This window comes from Nostoc sp. (genome assembly GCF_036917755.1).
GTDB lineage: Bacteria > Cyanobacteriota > Cyanobacteriia > Cyanobacteriales > Nostocaceae > Nostoc.
Map to the genome: position 1 here is coordinate 1 of NZ_JBALFC010000158.1, position 16,465 is coordinate 16,465.

At 41.2% G+C, this 16,465-nt stretch carries 16 protein-coding genes; 9 read left to right on the forward strand and 7 right to left on the reverse strand.

Annotated elements, in window-relative coordinates:
- Positions 1-56 precede the first annotated feature (56 nt).
- Positions 57-341 (reverse strand): DEAD/DEAH box helicase family protein, encoded by a 285-nt coding sequence (locus V7L05_RS34045; RefSeq protein ID WP_335170682.1) that lies wholly within the window; start codon positions 339-341, stop codon positions 57-59.
- Positions 342-457: 116 nt separating this feature from the next.
- On the opposite strand from V7L05_RS34045, the gene V7L05_RS34050 reads away from it, so the two are divergent.
- Positions 458-748, forward strand: coding sequence for a ribbon-helix-helix protein, CopG family (locus V7L05_RS34050; protein WP_335170683.1), 291 nt, complete (start codon positions 458-460; stop codon positions 746-748).
- Positions 749-1,075: 327 nt separating this feature from the next.
- Here V7L05_RS34050 and V7L05_RS34055 read toward each other — a convergent pair whose 3' ends face one another.
- From V7L05_RS34055 to V7L05_RS34070, 4 genes are all read right to left on the reverse strand, one after another.
- Complete coding sequence (locus tag V7L05_RS34055) at positions 1,076-1,510, reverse strand: DUF488 domain-containing protein (RefSeq protein WP_335170684.1); 435 nt, start codon at positions 1,508-1,510, stop codon at positions 1,076-1,078.
- A 9-nt stretch (positions 1,511-1,519) separates the two neighbouring features.
- The gene (locus V7L05_RS34060; RefSeq protein ID WP_335170686.1) at positions 1,520-2,335 is read right to left on the reverse strand and encodes a hypothetical protein; all 816 of its coding nucleotides are present in this window, start codon (positions 2,333-2,335) and stop codon (positions 1,520-1,522) included.
- Positions 2,336-2,923: 588 nt separating this feature from the next.
- Positions 2,924-3,349: a DUF4363 family protein gene (locus tag V7L05_RS34065; RefSeq protein ID WP_335170687.1), complete on the reverse strand. Its 426-nt coding sequence runs from the start codon at positions 3,347-3,349 to the stop codon at positions 2,924-2,926.
- Positions 3,350-3,750: 401 nt separating this feature from the next.
- On the reverse strand, positions 3,751-8,487 hold the full coding sequence (locus V7L05_RS34070; protein WP_335170688.1) for a GAF domain-containing protein: 4,737 nt from the start codon (positions 8,485-8,487) through the stop codon (positions 3,751-3,753).
- Positions 8,488-8,586: 99 nt separating this feature from the next.
- On the opposite strand from V7L05_RS34070, the gene V7L05_RS34075 reads away from it, so the two are divergent.
- From V7L05_RS34075 to V7L05_RS34110, 8 genes are all read left to right on the forward strand, one after another.
- The gene (locus tag V7L05_RS34075) at positions 8,587-8,757 is read left to right on the forward strand and encodes a hypothetical protein (RefSeq protein WP_335170689.1); all 171 of its coding nucleotides are present in this window, start codon (positions 8,587-8,589) and stop codon (positions 8,755-8,757) included.
- Between the two features lie 12 nt (positions 8,758-8,769).
- Entirely contained in the window at positions 8,770-9,093 is a 324-nt protein-coding gene (locus V7L05_RS34080; protein WP_335170690.1) for a YnfA family protein, read from the forward strand.
- A 112-nt stretch (positions 9,094-9,205) separates the two neighbouring features.
- Positions 9,206-9,388: a transposase gene (locus tag V7L05_RS34085; protein ID WP_335170691.1), complete on the forward strand. Its 183-nt coding sequence runs from the start codon at positions 9,206-9,208 to the stop codon at positions 9,386-9,388.
- 274 nt (positions 9,389-9,662) lie between these two features.
- A complete protein-coding gene (locus V7L05_RS34090; protein ID WP_442937127.1) occupies positions 9,663-11,060 on the forward strand; it encodes an ammonium transporter in 1,398 nt (465 codons plus the stop codon).
- Between the two features lie 174 nt (positions 11,061-11,234).
- Positions 11,235-12,068, forward strand: a complete 834-nt coding sequence (locus V7L05_RS34095; protein ID WP_335170693.1) for an SGNH/GDSL hydrolase family protein — start codon at positions 11,235-11,237, stop codon at positions 12,066-12,068.
- A 61-nt stretch (positions 12,069-12,129) separates the two neighbouring features.
- Positions 12,130-13,338 carry a 4-hydroxy-3-methylbut-2-enyl diphosphate reductase gene (locus tag V7L05_RS34100; RefSeq protein WP_335170694.1) on the forward strand — a complete coding sequence of 403 codons (1,209 nt, stop codon included), beginning with the start codon at positions 12,130-12,132 and terminating at the stop codon, positions 13,336-13,338.
- 330 nt (positions 13,339-13,668) lie between these two features.
- Positions 13,669-14,085 (forward strand): XisH family protein, encoded by a 417-nt coding sequence (locus tag V7L05_RS34105; RefSeq protein WP_335170695.1) that lies wholly within the window; start codon positions 13,669-13,671, stop codon positions 14,083-14,085.
- Positions 14,073-14,408 carry a XisI protein gene (locus V7L05_RS34110; RefSeq protein ID WP_334738668.1) on the forward strand — a complete coding sequence of 112 codons (336 nt, stop codon included), beginning with the start codon at positions 14,073-14,075 and terminating at the stop codon, positions 14,406-14,408. Before V7L05_RS34105 ends, V7L05_RS34110 begins: the two co-directional genes overlap by 13 nt.
- 1 nt (position 14,409) lies before the next feature.
- On the opposite strand, the gene V7L05_RS34115 is transcribed toward V7L05_RS34110, so the two are convergent.
- Both V7L05_RS34115 and V7L05_RS34120 read right to left on the reverse strand, forming a co-directional pair.
- The gene (locus V7L05_RS34115; protein WP_442937126.1) at positions 14,410-15,081 is read right to left on the reverse strand and encodes a response regulator; all 672 of its coding nucleotides are present in this window, start codon (positions 15,079-15,081) and stop codon (positions 14,410-14,412) included.
- Between the two features lie 92 nt (positions 15,082-15,173).
- Positions 15,174-16,271, reverse strand: a complete 1,098-nt coding sequence (locus V7L05_RS34120) for a sensor histidine kinase (protein ID WP_335170733.1) — start codon at positions 16,269-16,271, stop codon at positions 15,174-15,176.
- Positions 16,272-16,465: the final 194 nt, after the last annotated feature.

The following is a 16,465-nucleotide window of genomic DNA, read 5'->3' on the forward strand; positions in this document are numbered from 1 at the left end:
TATTTTTTGATCTTTTTCTTCTGGACTCATCCTTGAACATTACCATCTTTCCTCCCTCACGGGAATATCCCTGACTTTCCTACCTGGGCAGTTACAAAAAGATTAAGACCAAAGAGGTTGAATGCATCTTGAGCATATTGCTGCATTAAGTGTTCCGCAGGTACGACAACAACTAAGAAACGCCAGTCCAAAACGCTTTTCAGAGAGTCAAAAGCATGTAGCGCTCCAGCGGTTTTTCCCGCTGCTGTACAGGCTTCAAGCAAAAAATTCTTTTTGAGGTTTGTTTGATACGCTCTTACAAACCGCTCTTGCCAGTCTCTTGGCAGAAAATATGACGACATAGTTTTACTTCACCCCTGTATCTGGCGTAGTTTTATATAGCATTGGTAGTTTAACCGTATCTCTTGTATCTCAAGAATAGCACGGTGGTATCTCAAAAATAATATGTCAAAAATTGGTGAAAGATAAAACTATATCAATCAGACTGTCCCAAGCTATGCTGGAAGCCCTGGATGCTCGTGCCATTGTTGATGAGAAAGACAGGACTCAAGTAATTAGGGAGGCGATCGCTCACTATTTAGGTTTAGCAGAAAACTCGGTTGAAGAGAGGGTGGATTTTTTGGAGCAAAGTATAGATAAATTACGCGAACAAGTTGAGATTACAGAGGAAAGAACTGATTTGTTAGAAATACAGCTTAACGAGTTGAATCAGCTGATGGCTGTGCTTATGGGGCGCTACAAGAAATAAAATTTTATAATTACTCGTGGGAAGATGAGCTAATAGAAGAACTAGTCAACCAAATATCGCGCTGTGTTCAATTCTTGACAGAGACCTCAATCCAAGGGAAAAATTTCAGGGGAGAATAGCGCGAACATAAGTCGCATTCTGGCTACCTTGAGACGCGCAACCTTTAAGACTAAAAAGTTCAAGTTTTTTTAATTCAAGAAGAGGACAAATAAAAACGAGTTATCTAGACTTAGGGATAACTCGTTTTTATTTACCGAAAATTCTTCCTTGTTATGGCAGCTACACCAAGTAATACCCGAAGAATATTTCAAATACGGCGTTTGCTGTTTACCCTAGATGTTTAATTTCATTATTTACTAACTTTTGTAGATGGAGCGCCACCTCCGCCCTGTGACAGCAATAAGACTTCTTTTCAGCACATAGTAGCAAGATAGTACCAGTTTGAGCTATTTCTGAAATTTCTTGAAGTGCAATAGCTGCTTCTTCGTCATTAGGAGGAATCCAATTACTGTTACCTGATGTATTACCCAAAAAAGCTTTAGATACATATTTGATATTTTTTTCATTACAACTTTTTTGAATTATTTCACCATACCATTTCCGGCTCCAAGCACGAGGATGTAATCTAACATCGACAACACAAACAACATTAAATTCTTCTAAGTAACTAAAAAACTCGTCATAATTTTTTCTATTACCATAGCCAAAAGTTAAGATGTATTTACTAGCAATAGCATTTTGGTTCTCGTATGTTGCAACCATTTTTTTAATTTAAAGAAGACTCATCTGTTCATATTTTACTATAGGTGGGTATACTAAGCCAATAATCATAAAATTTTGGGGGTGGGCTTTTAGATTGCCTATTATAAAATATAAATCTTTATCATGTAAAAAACTGGTTTCTAGTTTTTGTCTTACTTTTTCCAAAGCATCTTTTTCTTGTAACTCTAAGTCAGGGAATTTCGATTTGTTTCTACAGTTTCTATATAATTGCATGATTTCCCAATCGCTTATGGTGTATTTATGCTTAATTCCATCACAGTCTGTAAACTTATAGCCAAATGTGTAAGGAATTTTTTCAAGATTGGACATTGGATTGGATGGTTCTAGTAAATCAAACAAGTCAAGCTGATCTTGTACTGCTTGCTGTTTTTTATTCCATTCGCGCTCAGTTGGCTCACTAAAATACTTCTCTATACTTAAAGGTTTTATAATTCCTAAAGATTTTTTCTGCTCTTTTATTTCCTTTGGAGACTTAAACTGTAATGGTAAAATTAATTTCTTTATGTCTGCCCAACTATTTTCGGTACTCACTTTCTTGATAATTTCAATTGAAGTGTCGTCTATATGAAAGCTTTCTGCTCTATAATCTTTTTGATTTTTTTCAATTTTAGCGCTAATGATACTCCATCTTGGATAGCGTTTGTCAATTTCTAATTCTCGAAAACGAATTGGATAAATGCGAATCCACTGCAAAGGTTTTTCATTATCATCTAATAAAATTCCTGCTGTACAGACTGTCTCTTTATACTTAACGCTTATTGAAGGATAAGTTTTTGTCGCTATCAATATTGTTCTCCGTTCCATACACATTGCTTTTGGTATTTGAGCTATTGAGAAAAGGTCTGTCTAAAAATTGTTACTCAGTCGTGAGTAGTTAGCGTTCTCTTCTAAGGCAAACTCTTTTTTTTCAGAATTTTATCTATTGTCTCTTACGATACTAAGGTATGGCAAGTACAGAGGTAATTATGCAGATAAGCAACAGCCGTAATTTCTCAAAATAGATTTAACAGATTATGGGAAAGTTTTTTGTTGATTTTATAAACCGCTTGTCACTCTTTGTTAGAAAAATGACTCGCGGCAAGCTTATGCTTCAAAATTATACTAGCGGCAAACTTATGCTTCCATTACTTGAGAAATAAGGATCATATCCCCACCGAACAATAAGGGTTTTAGACCCTACTGCGGCAAACTTATGCTTCCATCTGCGGCAAAGTTATGGGTAAAGTCACACAACGCATTTATCCAAATTCTAAAGTCACACAACGCATTTATCCAAATTCTTCAGTGGAAATTATAGCAGTTTGCAACTTGATGAGGTACAGAACTATTTATCTCACAGTCAGATTTAAAGCTTGTTTTTTTACTGTCTTTTGATTGCTGCTGATATGTTAATTAACCTTTAGAAACAGTGGCGATATTTGTGTCAAGTGTTTGTAACCCCTTAAGAGCTTTCACTTTATCTTTTGCTTTCAGCGAACCCTTTACCTGAGTCGCAGCATCTTCGATCGCATTATAGGTTTTTGAAGATTTAGTTTTGACACCATCCTCAACCTTAGACCAAGAGTTTTCAAACTTATCAAATTCCTGTTGAGCTTTGCCAAAGTCTCCGGCTGACACCGCAGTTTTTGTATTTGAAACTACACTGACCAAAGTATCAAAACCTACCTGCGTAGCACCAGGAGTTTTGGATACTGTTGTTGCCGCAGTAGTTTCACTAGTAGCAGGAGTCTGGGTAGCAGATTCTTGAGGGCTGTTGCATCCTACCAATGTCAGTAAGCCAATTGCAGTAACGGGGATGATGTAGATTAAGCGTTTCATAATACCTCTGGAATAATAAATCGTCAAGTACTGACGGTATCAGCTACTAGATTAGCAAACCTGTCGTCTAAAAGGATGTTTGTAAAGTCTAATTTATCTTAAATTAAAGGGTTTAAGTGCCCTTATGTAACTCTCTTCTCTAAAAGACGCTGCGCGAACAATTTTGAATTTAGGACTTAAGCAAAACTAGACGCGCTCTGTGACAATTCATGAATTGCCCCTAAGAAATAAGAATTAAATAACATACAATTTATGTCCCTAGCTTACCTCACCCTCAATCCCTCTCCGATATATTGGAAAGGGAAGCTAGATACAGGATGAAGTTTTGCATTTTATTTAATCTACGTTCCTAAGAAGAAAATCATTCTTTTCGGCTATTGTTTGCGTAAGTTCTGGAATTGTTAAGCTCCATGATTTTTGATTGGCAATAAGGTGTTATTTATTACTTTTTTTTTGATTAAAAAGTCTTGAATACGGTTGACAAATTCTTCTAACTCTAAAACTAAGTTGGTAGTACCTCTACGTTCTTGATGGTAAGCCAATTGTTCTAGTTTCTCAGCTGCTAAGTACATAGCTATGGCTCCAATGTTGACACTAGCACCTTTAAGTTGATGAGTTTCTCGCGCAATTTGTCCAAAGTCATCAGATGCGATCGCGGCTTTAATTATTTCTAAACGGGGTTTCATATCTTCAAAGCATGCTTGCAATAGATTTAATTCAAATTCTCCATCATTTCCCGATATTTGATGTAAGTGTTCCCAATCAATTGCTAAGTCACTGGAAACTGCCTGTTCATACATAACTGCCTCTTGTTGTGAAATGATCACGCCTGTCCAATGCTCTAGAATCGCAGCCAATTTTTCTTTAAACACTGGCTTACTCAGATAGTCGTCCATTCCGGCATTGAGACACATTTCTTCGTCTTCTTTCATCGCATTAGCCGTCATCGCAATCACCACAGGACGACGACGCAGGGCAAAGCTCCTTTCTTGCCAACGATGAATTTCTTTTGTGGTTTCTAAACCGTCGAGAATTGGCATTTGGCAATCCATGAGAATCAAATCGTAAGGAATTTTTTTTAATAGCTGCAAAACTTCCTTTCCGTTCGCAACGACATCGGCTTTGTAGCCCAAATTCTGGAGTTGCTTCAAGGCGACTTTCTGATTCACCAAATTATCTTCAGCTAAGAGAATTCTTAACTTGAATTTAGTAGAGGGGTTAGAGGAAGAGGAAGTCAGAATGCCTGAAGTTTCTATACTCTGGATTTCTTCAGTAGCCTTTAGCTTCGAGTCTCTAGCTGCTTGTTCTGATTCCGGCTGAGTTTCTAAAATAGTTATTATAGTATCAAGGAGTCGTGATGGCTTAATGGGTTTGACCAAATAAGCAGCAAATCCGATTTTGAGCGCCTGCTGCACTTCATCCCGTTGATTAGTAGAGGTGAGCATAATCAAAGGTATCTCAGCAATTGCCGAATTAGCTTTAATTTGTTCGCCTATTGTCATACCATTTATTCGGGGTATTTGCATATCAACCAAGGCGATATCATAGGATTTCCCCTGTTCACCAGTTGACTGAATAGCTTTGAGGGCAGCAGCAATACTGTCAGCATAATCTACCTGCATTCCCCAATGAGTAGCTTGATGGTAGATAATTTTGTAATTAGTAGTGTTATGATCCACCACTAATAAGCGGCGATCGCTCAAAAGTCCGCGTTCTTCGGCATTGGCGTTGGTAAAGACATCATTTTTTGGCAAAACAGGCTCAACAAGCTTTGTAAAAAGCACCTCAAACCAAAACTTCGATCCTTTCCCCATCTGACTTTCTACCCCAATCATTCCTCCCATCAAAGTTACCAGTTGTTTACAGATGGCTAATCCCAAACCGGTACCACCATATTTGCGAGTGGTAGAAGCATCCACTTGGGTAAATGGCGTAAAGAGTTTGCGTTGGTCTTCAGGGCTAATGCCAAGACCGGTATCTGTGATGTCAAAATGGATAGTGGCTGTAGTCGGAGAAAGGGATCGCAATTCGGCTTGCACAAAAACTTCGCCAGCGCTGGTAAACTTGATAGCGTTGCTGATTAAGTTCATCAGAATTTGCCGCAGCCTACCAGCATCTCCTTTGAGGTGGGTGGGGACGTTGTGCTCAATCAGTGCGGCAATTTCTAATCCCTTTTTATGGGCTGAGGGAGCCAATAATTCTACCACTTCTTCCACACAAGTGGATAGATCAAAATCTAGAGTTTCGAGAGCCATCTGTCCAGCCTCAAGTTTGGAAAGATCCAAAATCTCGTTGATTAAAGTTAAAAGGTCGTGTCCACTACTACGAATTGTTTCAATAAAATCTCGCTGTTCTGCATCTAAGGGAGTATCTAACACTAAACCGGTCATTCCCAAGACAGCATTCATCGGAGTCCGAATTTCATGACTCATATTCGCCAAAAATGCACTTTTCGTCTGAGAAGCTAATTCGGCTTGGCGACGGGCAATTTCAAGTTCTTGTCGCTGACGAATTTCTACTGCTAATAGTTGGGCTTGGGCTAAGGCAATACCTACTTGGTCGGCTATTTCCCGCAAAAGATGAGTTTCAAAGCTAGACCAGTGGTGGGAATCGTCAGACTGATGAACTATGAGCAAACCGCGAAGTTCTTCTTTGACCAGAATAGGCACAACCAAATTGATTTTGACCCCAAACTGTTGCATTAATTCCAGATGGCTTTGTTCAACTTCCGGCAAATCGAAGTTACCCAGCCCGAAAATCTGTCCTTGACGGTACTGCTGTAGATAGTGCTGTTGTAAATATTCCGCTTGTAAGTAGAGGGTGGTGATGTTTTGCTCTTTAATTACTGGTAAGCCAGAAACTACTGCTTCAGTAACGGTGGGTGCAGACTCATCTGCCAAAAGCTGATAGATCAAAACTCGGTCAGTCTGGAGAATCTTTTGGATCTCCTGGACAGTGATTTGGAGAATTTCTTCGATTTGCAAAGATTGGCGAATCTTGAGAGTGATTTCGGTAAATAATTGCGATCGCAAGTTTTGGCGTTGTATTTCCTCTTCAGCCTGTTTACGCTGGATAAACTGCCCCACTTGCTCACCAATGGAATTCATCGTATTTACCAAATCTTGGTCAGGCGCCTGGATTTCCCGGTTGAAGCAGGTAATGACACCGATAATTTTCTTACCACTGCGAATCGGAAAACCAAAAGCTGCACGTAGTTCTACTTGAGCGCTGATTTTGAAGCGGGAGAAACTGAGTTCTTTAACGACATCAGTGATCCAAACAGGTTCACAACTAGCCCAAACCTGGCCAGGTAGTCCAATTCCTGGTGGAAATGTGGTTTGCCGATTCAGTGCTTCAAACTCTTGCACCTCAAGGGATGCTTTGTGCCACATATCAAGAAAACGCAACACATTTGCTTGCTGATCTACCATCCAAATTTCACCCAAATCCCATCCCAAACTCTCGCAGATTCCTTGCAGGATTTGGCCAGTAGCTTCGCTAATCGTGGTGGACTCCGCTAAAACGCGGGTTGCAGCATATTGTGCAGTCAGATGCTGTTGTGCGAGTTTGCGTAAGCGAAGCTCGTCGGAGACATCGGTGATGTCAATGCCAGTGCTAACAATGTATTCTACTGATCCTTCATAGTCTTTTAAGAAGGTATTTGACCAAGCAATCAGTCGGCGACTGCCATCTTTCATTACCCAATGGTTCTCGTAGTCATTGAGGATTTGACCAGAACGCAACTGCTCAAAAACTGCTTTGAACGACTCCACCTCTTCAGGAATTAGCAACAAGTTCCAGCAATACCTACCCCTCACCTCATCGAAGCAGTAACCCGTTATTTCCTCAGAGGCTTGATTGAAGCGAACAATTTGCCCTTGAGAATCGAAAACTATTACCAACGCGCCGACTGTATCAAGGACTGCTGAGATAAAGTTGCGTTCTTGGTTTAAGGCTTCTTCTGTCTTCTTCCGCTCAATCATCTCACGATAGATGAAGTAGTAGACTACAGCCAGAACAATAATAGTTAGGCAGATAGCGATCGCAAGTGTCAGAATTGTGTTGCGAGTCCGAGTTTTTCCTGTTTCTAACTGTTGCTGAATCCGCCCCCTTTCCTCGTTTTTCATCTCATCGATCATCTTGCCGATATTATCGATGAGATTTTGTCTCTCATTTCTGAGTAGTACTTGCAACGCCGCCTCTAATCCCTGGTTTTGGCGCAAGTCGATAGTCTGTTTTAGTTGAGTAAGTTTAGCCGTTATCAGAGATTCAAGCGTTGCAATCTGCTTTTGTTGGTTCGGTTGATCTGCTGTTAAACTCTTCAGCCTGACAATTTCTTGATTGACGTTCGTAAGTGCTGATTGATAAGGTTTTAGATAAATTTTTTCTCCACTCAGGATGTAACTACTTTGTTCAGTTTCGGCATCTTTGATCTGGGACTGTAGCTCGTCTAGACTTTTAATTTTTTTATAAATATTTTTTACTATACTGCGATTATTAGTAGATACTCTTATATTTTCATAAGAAACCACACCAATCAGAACTAAAATTACCGACACCAAACCAAAACCTACGGCAATCTTTTGGAAAAATTGCTGGCGTACCTCCTGTGCCTGTTTGCTTTTCTTGGTAACAAGTACCAAACTTGCTAAATTTCGGCGCAATTCCAGTTGCTTGATAACTTGACGACCTAATGTTCGTAATGCCTCCAATTGTTCTGGAGTCAGTTCTCGTGGTACGTAGTCAATCACACATAGAGTTCCTAGCGCGTATCCCTCAGGGTTAGTCAGAGGTACACCAGCATAAAACCGAATATTTGGGTCAGATGTTACCAGTGGGTTTGTAGCGAACCGTTCGTCATCTGTTGCATCAGGCACAACAAAAACATCCGCCTGTAAAATAGCATGGGCACAGAATGCCAAATCTCGATGTGTTTCTAAGGCATCTAAACCGACATTTGACTTGAACCACTGACGGTTTGCATCAATTAAGCTAATTAAGGCAATAGGAGTCTGACAAATATACGAGGCTAAACGGGTGAGGTCGTCAAAAGCGGCTTCAGCTGGCGTGTCAAGAATCTTATACTCCAAAAGCGTCTCGATTCTCCGTGCTTCGTTATCAGGTAATGGTGCTTTCATCCTTGAGCCTTATCTATATTCTGGGAACTGGCGGCAGGGCAGCAGTAAATAACCAATGCTCCTCAGAAGTACTGTTAGCGAATAGCTAGGGTTTAGCCCGTGCTGAGTGAGGAATCTTACTTCTTCATTCAGAACGGGCTAAACGCCCCGCTACCGCTAACGGAACTGTTTTGCCCAATGCCCAATGCCCAGTTCAACAAACTTACTTCAATTAATGGCAATAGTTTAGTTAAAAGCGTTAGCGTAATTTTACTGAGTTCGACTTATTAAATAATCGGTCAAATGATTAAATCCCTCCTGTATTTTTTGTGGGCTGGTTTATTTGAAATCGGAGGCGGCTACCTGATCTGGTTGTGGTTGCGCGAAGGTAAGCCGTTCTGGTGGGGCATATTGGGGGGAATAGCTTTAGTTTTATATGGGGTTATTGCAACTCTCCAATCGGCAAATTTTGGCAGAGTGTATGCGGCTTACGGTGGCGTATTCATCTCAATGGCAATGCTTTGGGGTTGGAAGGTAGACGGGGTAACTCCAGACCGCTACGACCTAATAGGAGCAAGTTTCGCTTTACTGAGTGTTTTAATTATCATGTTTGCACCCAGAGCTTAAGTAAAATTTCTTGTACTCAATTGCCGATCTCAACGCGCCCATGTCTACATCAAGTATGGAGCGATTGAGTCCAGTCTTTTGAGCTTTATGCTTACTGCCAAGTCTTGCCAAGTTGAGACAACGCGGCGGCATTTCCTTCAAGTCGGAGATTTGGAAAGAGTTCTCTGAACACATCAATAAATTCTACTGGAAAGCTATGTTTTGGACAGGTGCGTACTGTATCATATCCGCAGGCAGAGCGCCGCTAGAAGTTCTCAAGCAATACATCCAAAACCAGAATAAACCTGGTAGTTGAGTAATTTAGATCCTGCCCCTCCCTAACCCCGCCCATAATTACATGGACGAAGAATGCAGGACGGAAGAATGTTCAAAAAAAAGATGTGATGATTGTATACACCCTTATTTAAATTTTGGCAACTACAATCAGGATTATATTTTTGTTAACATTTCCAAATAATTAAGGTTAAGTATCTTTCAAGACAAAAATGTGTCAATAAAAGTAATCAAATGTAGTTAAGAATACAAATCATTGGTCTTAGGAAGAAAAACAAGTGTTGAAGAAAGTTGTGATGATTGGGGCTATCACCCTACTGTTTTTGGGAGTACCACTGATGGGCAATGCTTTCGCCCAAACACCAGTCGCTGCTGTGCCGACTGCTGATACTGGAGATACAGCATTTATGCTGATTTCAGCAGCACTCGTGCTACTAATGACACCAGGATTGGCGTTTTTCTATGGTGGATTTGTGCGATCGCGCAACGTCTTAAACACATTGATGATGAGCTTTGTGTTGATGGCGATCGTGGGAGTTAGTTGGATTCTGTGGGGCTATAGTCTTTCCTTTGCGCCAGGTTTACCGTTTATCGGTGGATTGCAATGGTTCGGGTTGAATGGTGTCGGTTTAGAAGTAACCGATTATCTCAAAGGCTCAAATCCGGCGGAAGTCGTCTCCTATGCCGGAACGATACCTCATCAGGCATTCATGATCTACCAAGCCATGTTTGCCATTATCACCCCAGCCTTAATTTCTGGAGCGATCGCAGAGCGGATGAGTTTTCGTGCCTATTCGCTGTTTGTCCTACTGTGGTCAACCTTTGTTTACGCTCCCCTGGCTCACATGGTATGGGCGAAAGGTGGATTTTTAGGTTTGTATGGTGGTTTGGGTGCCCTTGACTTTGCCGGTGGCACAGTAGTTCATATTAGTTCCGGCGTTTCCGCCCTAGTAGCTGCGATCGTTATTGGCCCTCGTAAAACCCATCCCGATCGTCTTAGCCCGCCACACAACGTTCCGTTTATTTTGCTGGGTGCTGCCTTGCTGTGGTTTGGTTGGTTCGGTTTCAACGCTGGGAGTGCTTTATCTGTTGCTGGTGGAACTTCTGGTAACTTAGTCACAAATGTGGCAACAACAGCCTTTGTCGCCACCAATACGGCGGCGGCGGCGGCGGCTTTAATGTGGCTAATTTTGGAAAGCGTTTTACGAGGTAAACCAACCGCCGTGGGAGCAGCTACCGGAGCCGTCGCTGGTTTGGTGGGCATCACACCCGCCGCCGGATTTGTCACACCGCTATCAGCGATTTTAATTGGTTTCATCACCGCCTTTGTTTGCTTCTACGCGATCAGTTTCAAGCACAAGCTAGAAATTGACGATGCTTTAGATACCTTTCCCGTGCATGGCATTGGTGGTACAGTGGGGGCAATTTTAACGGCCATCTTTGCCACGACTCAAGTCAACGGAGGAGGTAAAGACGGAGTGCTGCGTGGTAATTTTGGAGAATTGGGAGTTGAACTAGTAGCAATTGCCGTTGCCTATGCGATCGCAGGTGTTGGTACGTGGATTATTCTCAAGATTATCGATGCGACAGTCGGGCTGCGAGTCAAAGAAGAAGCTGAATTACAAGGTTTGGATATCAACGAACACGGTGAAGAAGGGTACAACTCCGAGTTTGGCGATCGTCCTACTCAGTAAAGAGTGGGGAGTGGGGAGTGGGGAGAGACGCGATTAATCGCGTCTGTACAAGAGTTAGGAATTAAGATAATTATCCCGATCTCCCTCATCCCCCTCATCCCCAATTTAAGATTGTGTTATTTACGATCGCTAGCGTTAAAATTTGATTCAAATAATTGGTAAATTTGGCTAGTCGTGTCTACTTCATTTAAAACCTTTCCGATCTGGGCATTTTTATCGCTGTTAACCAACGGCATCCTCATGTTGGCCGTCATTCTGCTAATTTGGCAACAGCAGAGATTGGCCGCTTTTTTTGGGATAATAACATCCCCGGAGCAAATCAACCTGAACAGCGATCGCCAAATTGTTACTCCTGATTTGGGTCGCCGTCACCAACTCACTTACCAAGAGTGGGTAGACATCCTCAAGCAAGAAGCCAAGGTTGCAGCTGACCAACGTCCTCCACATTTAACTATACTGGCGGGAGATTCTCTGAGTTTGTGGTTTCCCCCTGAGTTATTACCCGAAGGTAAAAATTGGCTCAATCAAGGAATTTCTGGCGAAACCAGCAATGGACTTTTGAAAAGATTGAATATATTTGACCGCACCCAGCCAGAGGTGATTTTTGTAATGATTGGCATTAATGACCTAATTAGGGGGATGAGCGACAGGGTAATTTTAGATCATCAACGGCAAATTATCAGTTACCTACGAAAAGTGCATCCCACAGCGCAAATTGTTGTCCAATCGATTTTGCCACATGGAGCAGAGTCAGCAACTTGGAAAGGACGAGATAAACTGTTGATTGTTGCCAATAGTCGCATTCGTGAGTTGAATCAGCAACTGCAAAGCATATCTACCAAAAAAGGTGTCAAATATCTCGATTTATATCCCCTGTTTACCAACAAGCAAGGTAATCTCCGCCGCGAATTTACTACTGATGGCTTACACTTAAGTCCTGAAGGCTATATAGTTTGGCGTTCTGCATTGCAGATTTATAGCGACATCGAATTAAAATCCCAACGTTAATCTTATAAATCGCGTCTGGGTGCGAGAAAATAAAAAATAGTGGTTTAAGTAGACAAATCTAATGGATACAAAAGCTTTTAAGCGCAGCCTCCAACATTCAGAAAATTACAATCGCAAAGGCTTTGGTCATCAAGCAGAAGTTGCTACCCAGTTGCAATCTGAGTATCAGAGTAACTTGATTCAGGAAATTCGCGATCGCAATTACACTCTACAACGCGGTGATGTCACAATCCGACTAGCACAAGCCTTTGGCTTTTGCTGGGGTGTAGAACGGGCTGTGGCCATGGCCTACGAAACCCGTCAGCACTTCCCTACAGAACACATCTGGATTACTAACGAGATTATTCACAACCCTTCTGTAAATCAGCGTATGCAGGAGATGGAAGTAGAATTCATCCCCATTGAAGCAAATCAAAAAGACTTTTCTGTTGTTGGAACTGGTGATGTAGTCATATTACCCGCTTTTGGGGCTAGCGTTCAAGAAATGCAGACACTTCACGATAAAGGCTGCAAAATTGTTGATACAACTTGTCCTTGGGTATCTAAAGTTTGGAATACAGTAGAAAAGCACAAAAAAGTCGATTACACTTCCATTATTCACGGTAAATATAAGCACGAAGAAACAGTTGCTACTAGTTCCTTTGCGGGCAAGTATTTAATAGTGTTGAATTTGCCAGAAGCAGAATATGTTGCTGACTATATTATCAATGGTGGAAATCGTGAAGAGTTTCTGACAAAATTTGCTAAAGCTTGTTCAGCAGGATTCGACCCCGATCAAGATTTAGAAAGAGTTGGCATTGCCAATCAAACTACGATGCTTAAAGGTGAAACTGAGCAAATTGGTAAGCTTTTTGAGCGGACTATGTTGCAGAAGTATAAGCCTACCGAGTTAAATCAGCATTTCCAAAGCTTCAACACTATCTGTGATGCCACCCAAGAACGGCAAGATGCCATGTTGGAGTTAGTGCAACATAATTTAGATTTGATGGTAGTAATTGGTGGGTTTAATTCATCGAATACTACTCAATTGCAACAAATTGCTTTTGAGCGGGGAATTCCTTCTTATCATATTGATACTGTTGAACGCCTTAAATCAGGATATTCCATTGAACATCGGCAATTAAATGGGCAGTTAATAACTACAGAAAACTGGTTGCCAGATGGAGAAATTGTTGTAGGAATTACTTCTGGTGCTTCCACGCCAGATAAGGTGGTAGAAGATGTGATTGAGAAAATTTTTGCTGTGAAAGCAACAGCAACACTGGTTTAAAAAACCTCACCTCCAACCCCTCTTTAGCAACACTGAGGGGTGTTAATTGCTTATCTATTTATTGATAATTTTTAGATCAACTAAAACAAATGGCTGTTTATAAGCAAACACTATAAACTTTATTCTACCAAAGTTGACGGAATAATTCATAATTATTAATTAGCGTCAAGTTTTAATTAGTAATTAATAATTTATAATTAGGAATACGAGAATATCGATGAGGTCAGGTATTGGCTTTACCAGTGCTATATTTAGAGACAATACCACTTCGTAATACCCTGAGGGAAGCCGCACTTCCCGCGTCTACATAATTAAGAAAGTTATATTTGAATGGCTGCAAGAGATGTTTTTCATGATGCTGTTAGAAAAGGGCTAGAGAAAGAAGGTTGGGTGATTACAGATGATCCTCTAGAAATTGAAGTCGGTGGAGTTGAAATGTACATTGATTTGGGTGCAGAGGCAATATTAGCAGCTGAGAGAGCAGGAGATAAAATAGCGGTTGAGATTAAGAGTTTTCTTGGTGCATCAAATATTTACGAATTTCATACAGCATTGGGTCAATGTTTCAACTATAAAATTGCTTTAGAGATTCAAGAACCAGAACGAGTTTTATATTTAGCTGTTCCTTTCGGAACTTATAGCAGCTTCTTCGCATTGCAATTTATTCAAATTGTTATTCAGCGCTCTCAACTAAAGCTAATCGTTTACGATCCTCTGAATGAGGTGATTGTAGAATGGAAAAATTAGAGCAATATCGAGGTTATATTCAACAATCACTGGCAGAATATGCTAGTCGAAGTTCGTCAAAGAGTGAAATAGAAAAACAAGTTATTTTTGATACTATTCACGATCACTATCAATTAGTATATGTAGGCTGGAAGAATCGACGACGGCAATATGGCTGTGTTTTGCATCTTGATATCAAAGATGGGAAGATTTGGATACAATATGATGGAACTGAGATTGGCATTGCCAATGAGTTAGTAAAGTTAGGAGTCCCAAAGGAAGATATTGTTTTGGCATTTAATGAACCCTTGGTAAGGCAATACACGGGATTTGCTGTGGGTTAATCTAATTGATTAATAATTCTGGTGCTACCAATCCTTTTTGGATAGCTAAAACTGCGGCTTGAGTGCGATCGCGTACTTCTAGTTTCTGCAAAATAGCATGGACATGAACCCGCACTGTACCAGGGGCAATGTAGAGAATTTCAGCAATTTCTTGATTGCTTTTGCCCTGTGCTACCAATGCCAAAATTTCTTGCTCCCGCTTCGTTAGGGGATTTTCTAAGGATTCCTCTTTTGTGGGCAGCACCGCCAGAGAATTGACATCAAAAGCCGCCCTAATTTCTGTTGTTGCTGTTTGATCCCACCAAGAAGCCCCGGCTGCAACCGATCGCACCGCCAATATTAGAGACTCAGCTGGAATACCTTTGAGACAGTAACCTTGCGCCCCGATCGCAATTAACCGTGAAATCAAGGGTTTTTCCGAACGAGATGTTAAAACGAGAATTGGTAAATTTGGGTGCTTCTGCTTGATTTGGCGACAAGCCTCAATCCCGCCAATTCCCGGTAAACCTATATCCAGCAAGACCAAATCCAGGGGATAGCGATTAGCTAATTCTACAGCTTGTTCCCCATCTTCTGCCTCTGCGACAATCTCCAAACTGGTTTCTTGTTGCAACCGCATCCGCAGACCAAGCCGAAATAATTCATCATCTTCAACAAGTAAGATTTTCGTCATTTGTAATTGGGCATTGGGCATTTGTCATTGGGAAAGAGAAAGCAGAAGGCAAGAGTTCTTCAATTTTGAATTTTGAATTTTGAATTGATTTCTCAACTCCCCGGTGGTGGATAAGCTGGGAGTCGGAAACCAAACAGTGCGCCCCGTGGTGAGCGATTTTCTGCCCAAATTGTACCCCCATGAGCTACTATAATTTGTCTGGTCAAATAAAGCCCCAATCCAGATCCTGAAACGTGGCGATCGCTATGTCCTTGGTAAAACCTTTCAAATAAGTGGGGTAACTCTTCTTCGGTAATACCGGAACCAGTATCGAGTATTTTTACTACTTGATCGCTAGAATAACCTTCAAGTACTACTTCTACTTTACCGCCACGGGGGGTATGATTAATGCCATTGCTGAGGAGATTGGTGAAGACTCGCCCAAGTTGCAAAGAATCGCCATTTACCCAAAGAAAGCTCCGAAAATCGGATTCGCCATAGTGCAGAGAAATATAAACTTGACGTGTTCTCGCTAGTTCAGCCAGGGTAGCGATGATCTCCTCCGCCACTGTCACCAAGTTAACAGGTGATATCTGTAGTTTCAGCCCTTCGGTATCATTGCGGTACACATCTAAAAGAGTTTGGACTAATTGCAGTGTACTCCGATGACTACGAGCCATTGTTTGGAGGACTTTTGCTTGCATTGGCGTGATTTCACCAAATTGCTCATTTTGAAAATATTTCAGCGTTTCAATTGCTCCTAATAGGGGTGTTTTCAAATCATGCGTTAGGGTAGAAACAAAATCTTCACGCATGATAGCTAGTTGTTCTTGAGAGCGTAATTGTGCTTGCGTATAAGCGATCGCTTCTTCATTGCGGTGGTTGCGATCGCTTAACCAACCCGTTACCAGCAAAGCCAATACTGCAATCAACCTATTTGCCAACGCTGGGGAATGAATCATTTCTCCTCCTGGGACAAATAAATTCAACAATGTTAATCCTGTAGCTGCAAGAGTGATTCCCAAAACTGCTCCCCGATTCAATCGAGAATCCGCTAACAAAATCGTCCCTGTGTAGAGGTAGCCAAATACGTACTCAGGTGGTGTTAAATATTCTAAGCTGATCACGATCGCAAAGGCGATCGCGATTAGCCCATACGTCTCCCCACGCTCACTTATAGCTTCTTTTATAGTCAATAATCGACTTAACATCGTCATTTATGATTTACTAAAAATCTGTATAACTATAGGATTAGTACCGCAAGGCGGAATTCAAAATTCAAAATTAATACAGTATAAGCGTTTTATTGATTTGGAATGGGTGGTTTACTTGCGCCGTGCTGTACTAGCCCTTTCAAGGTGACAAATGAACATACGTTGTTTTAGCGCTACCATCTTGAATCCTC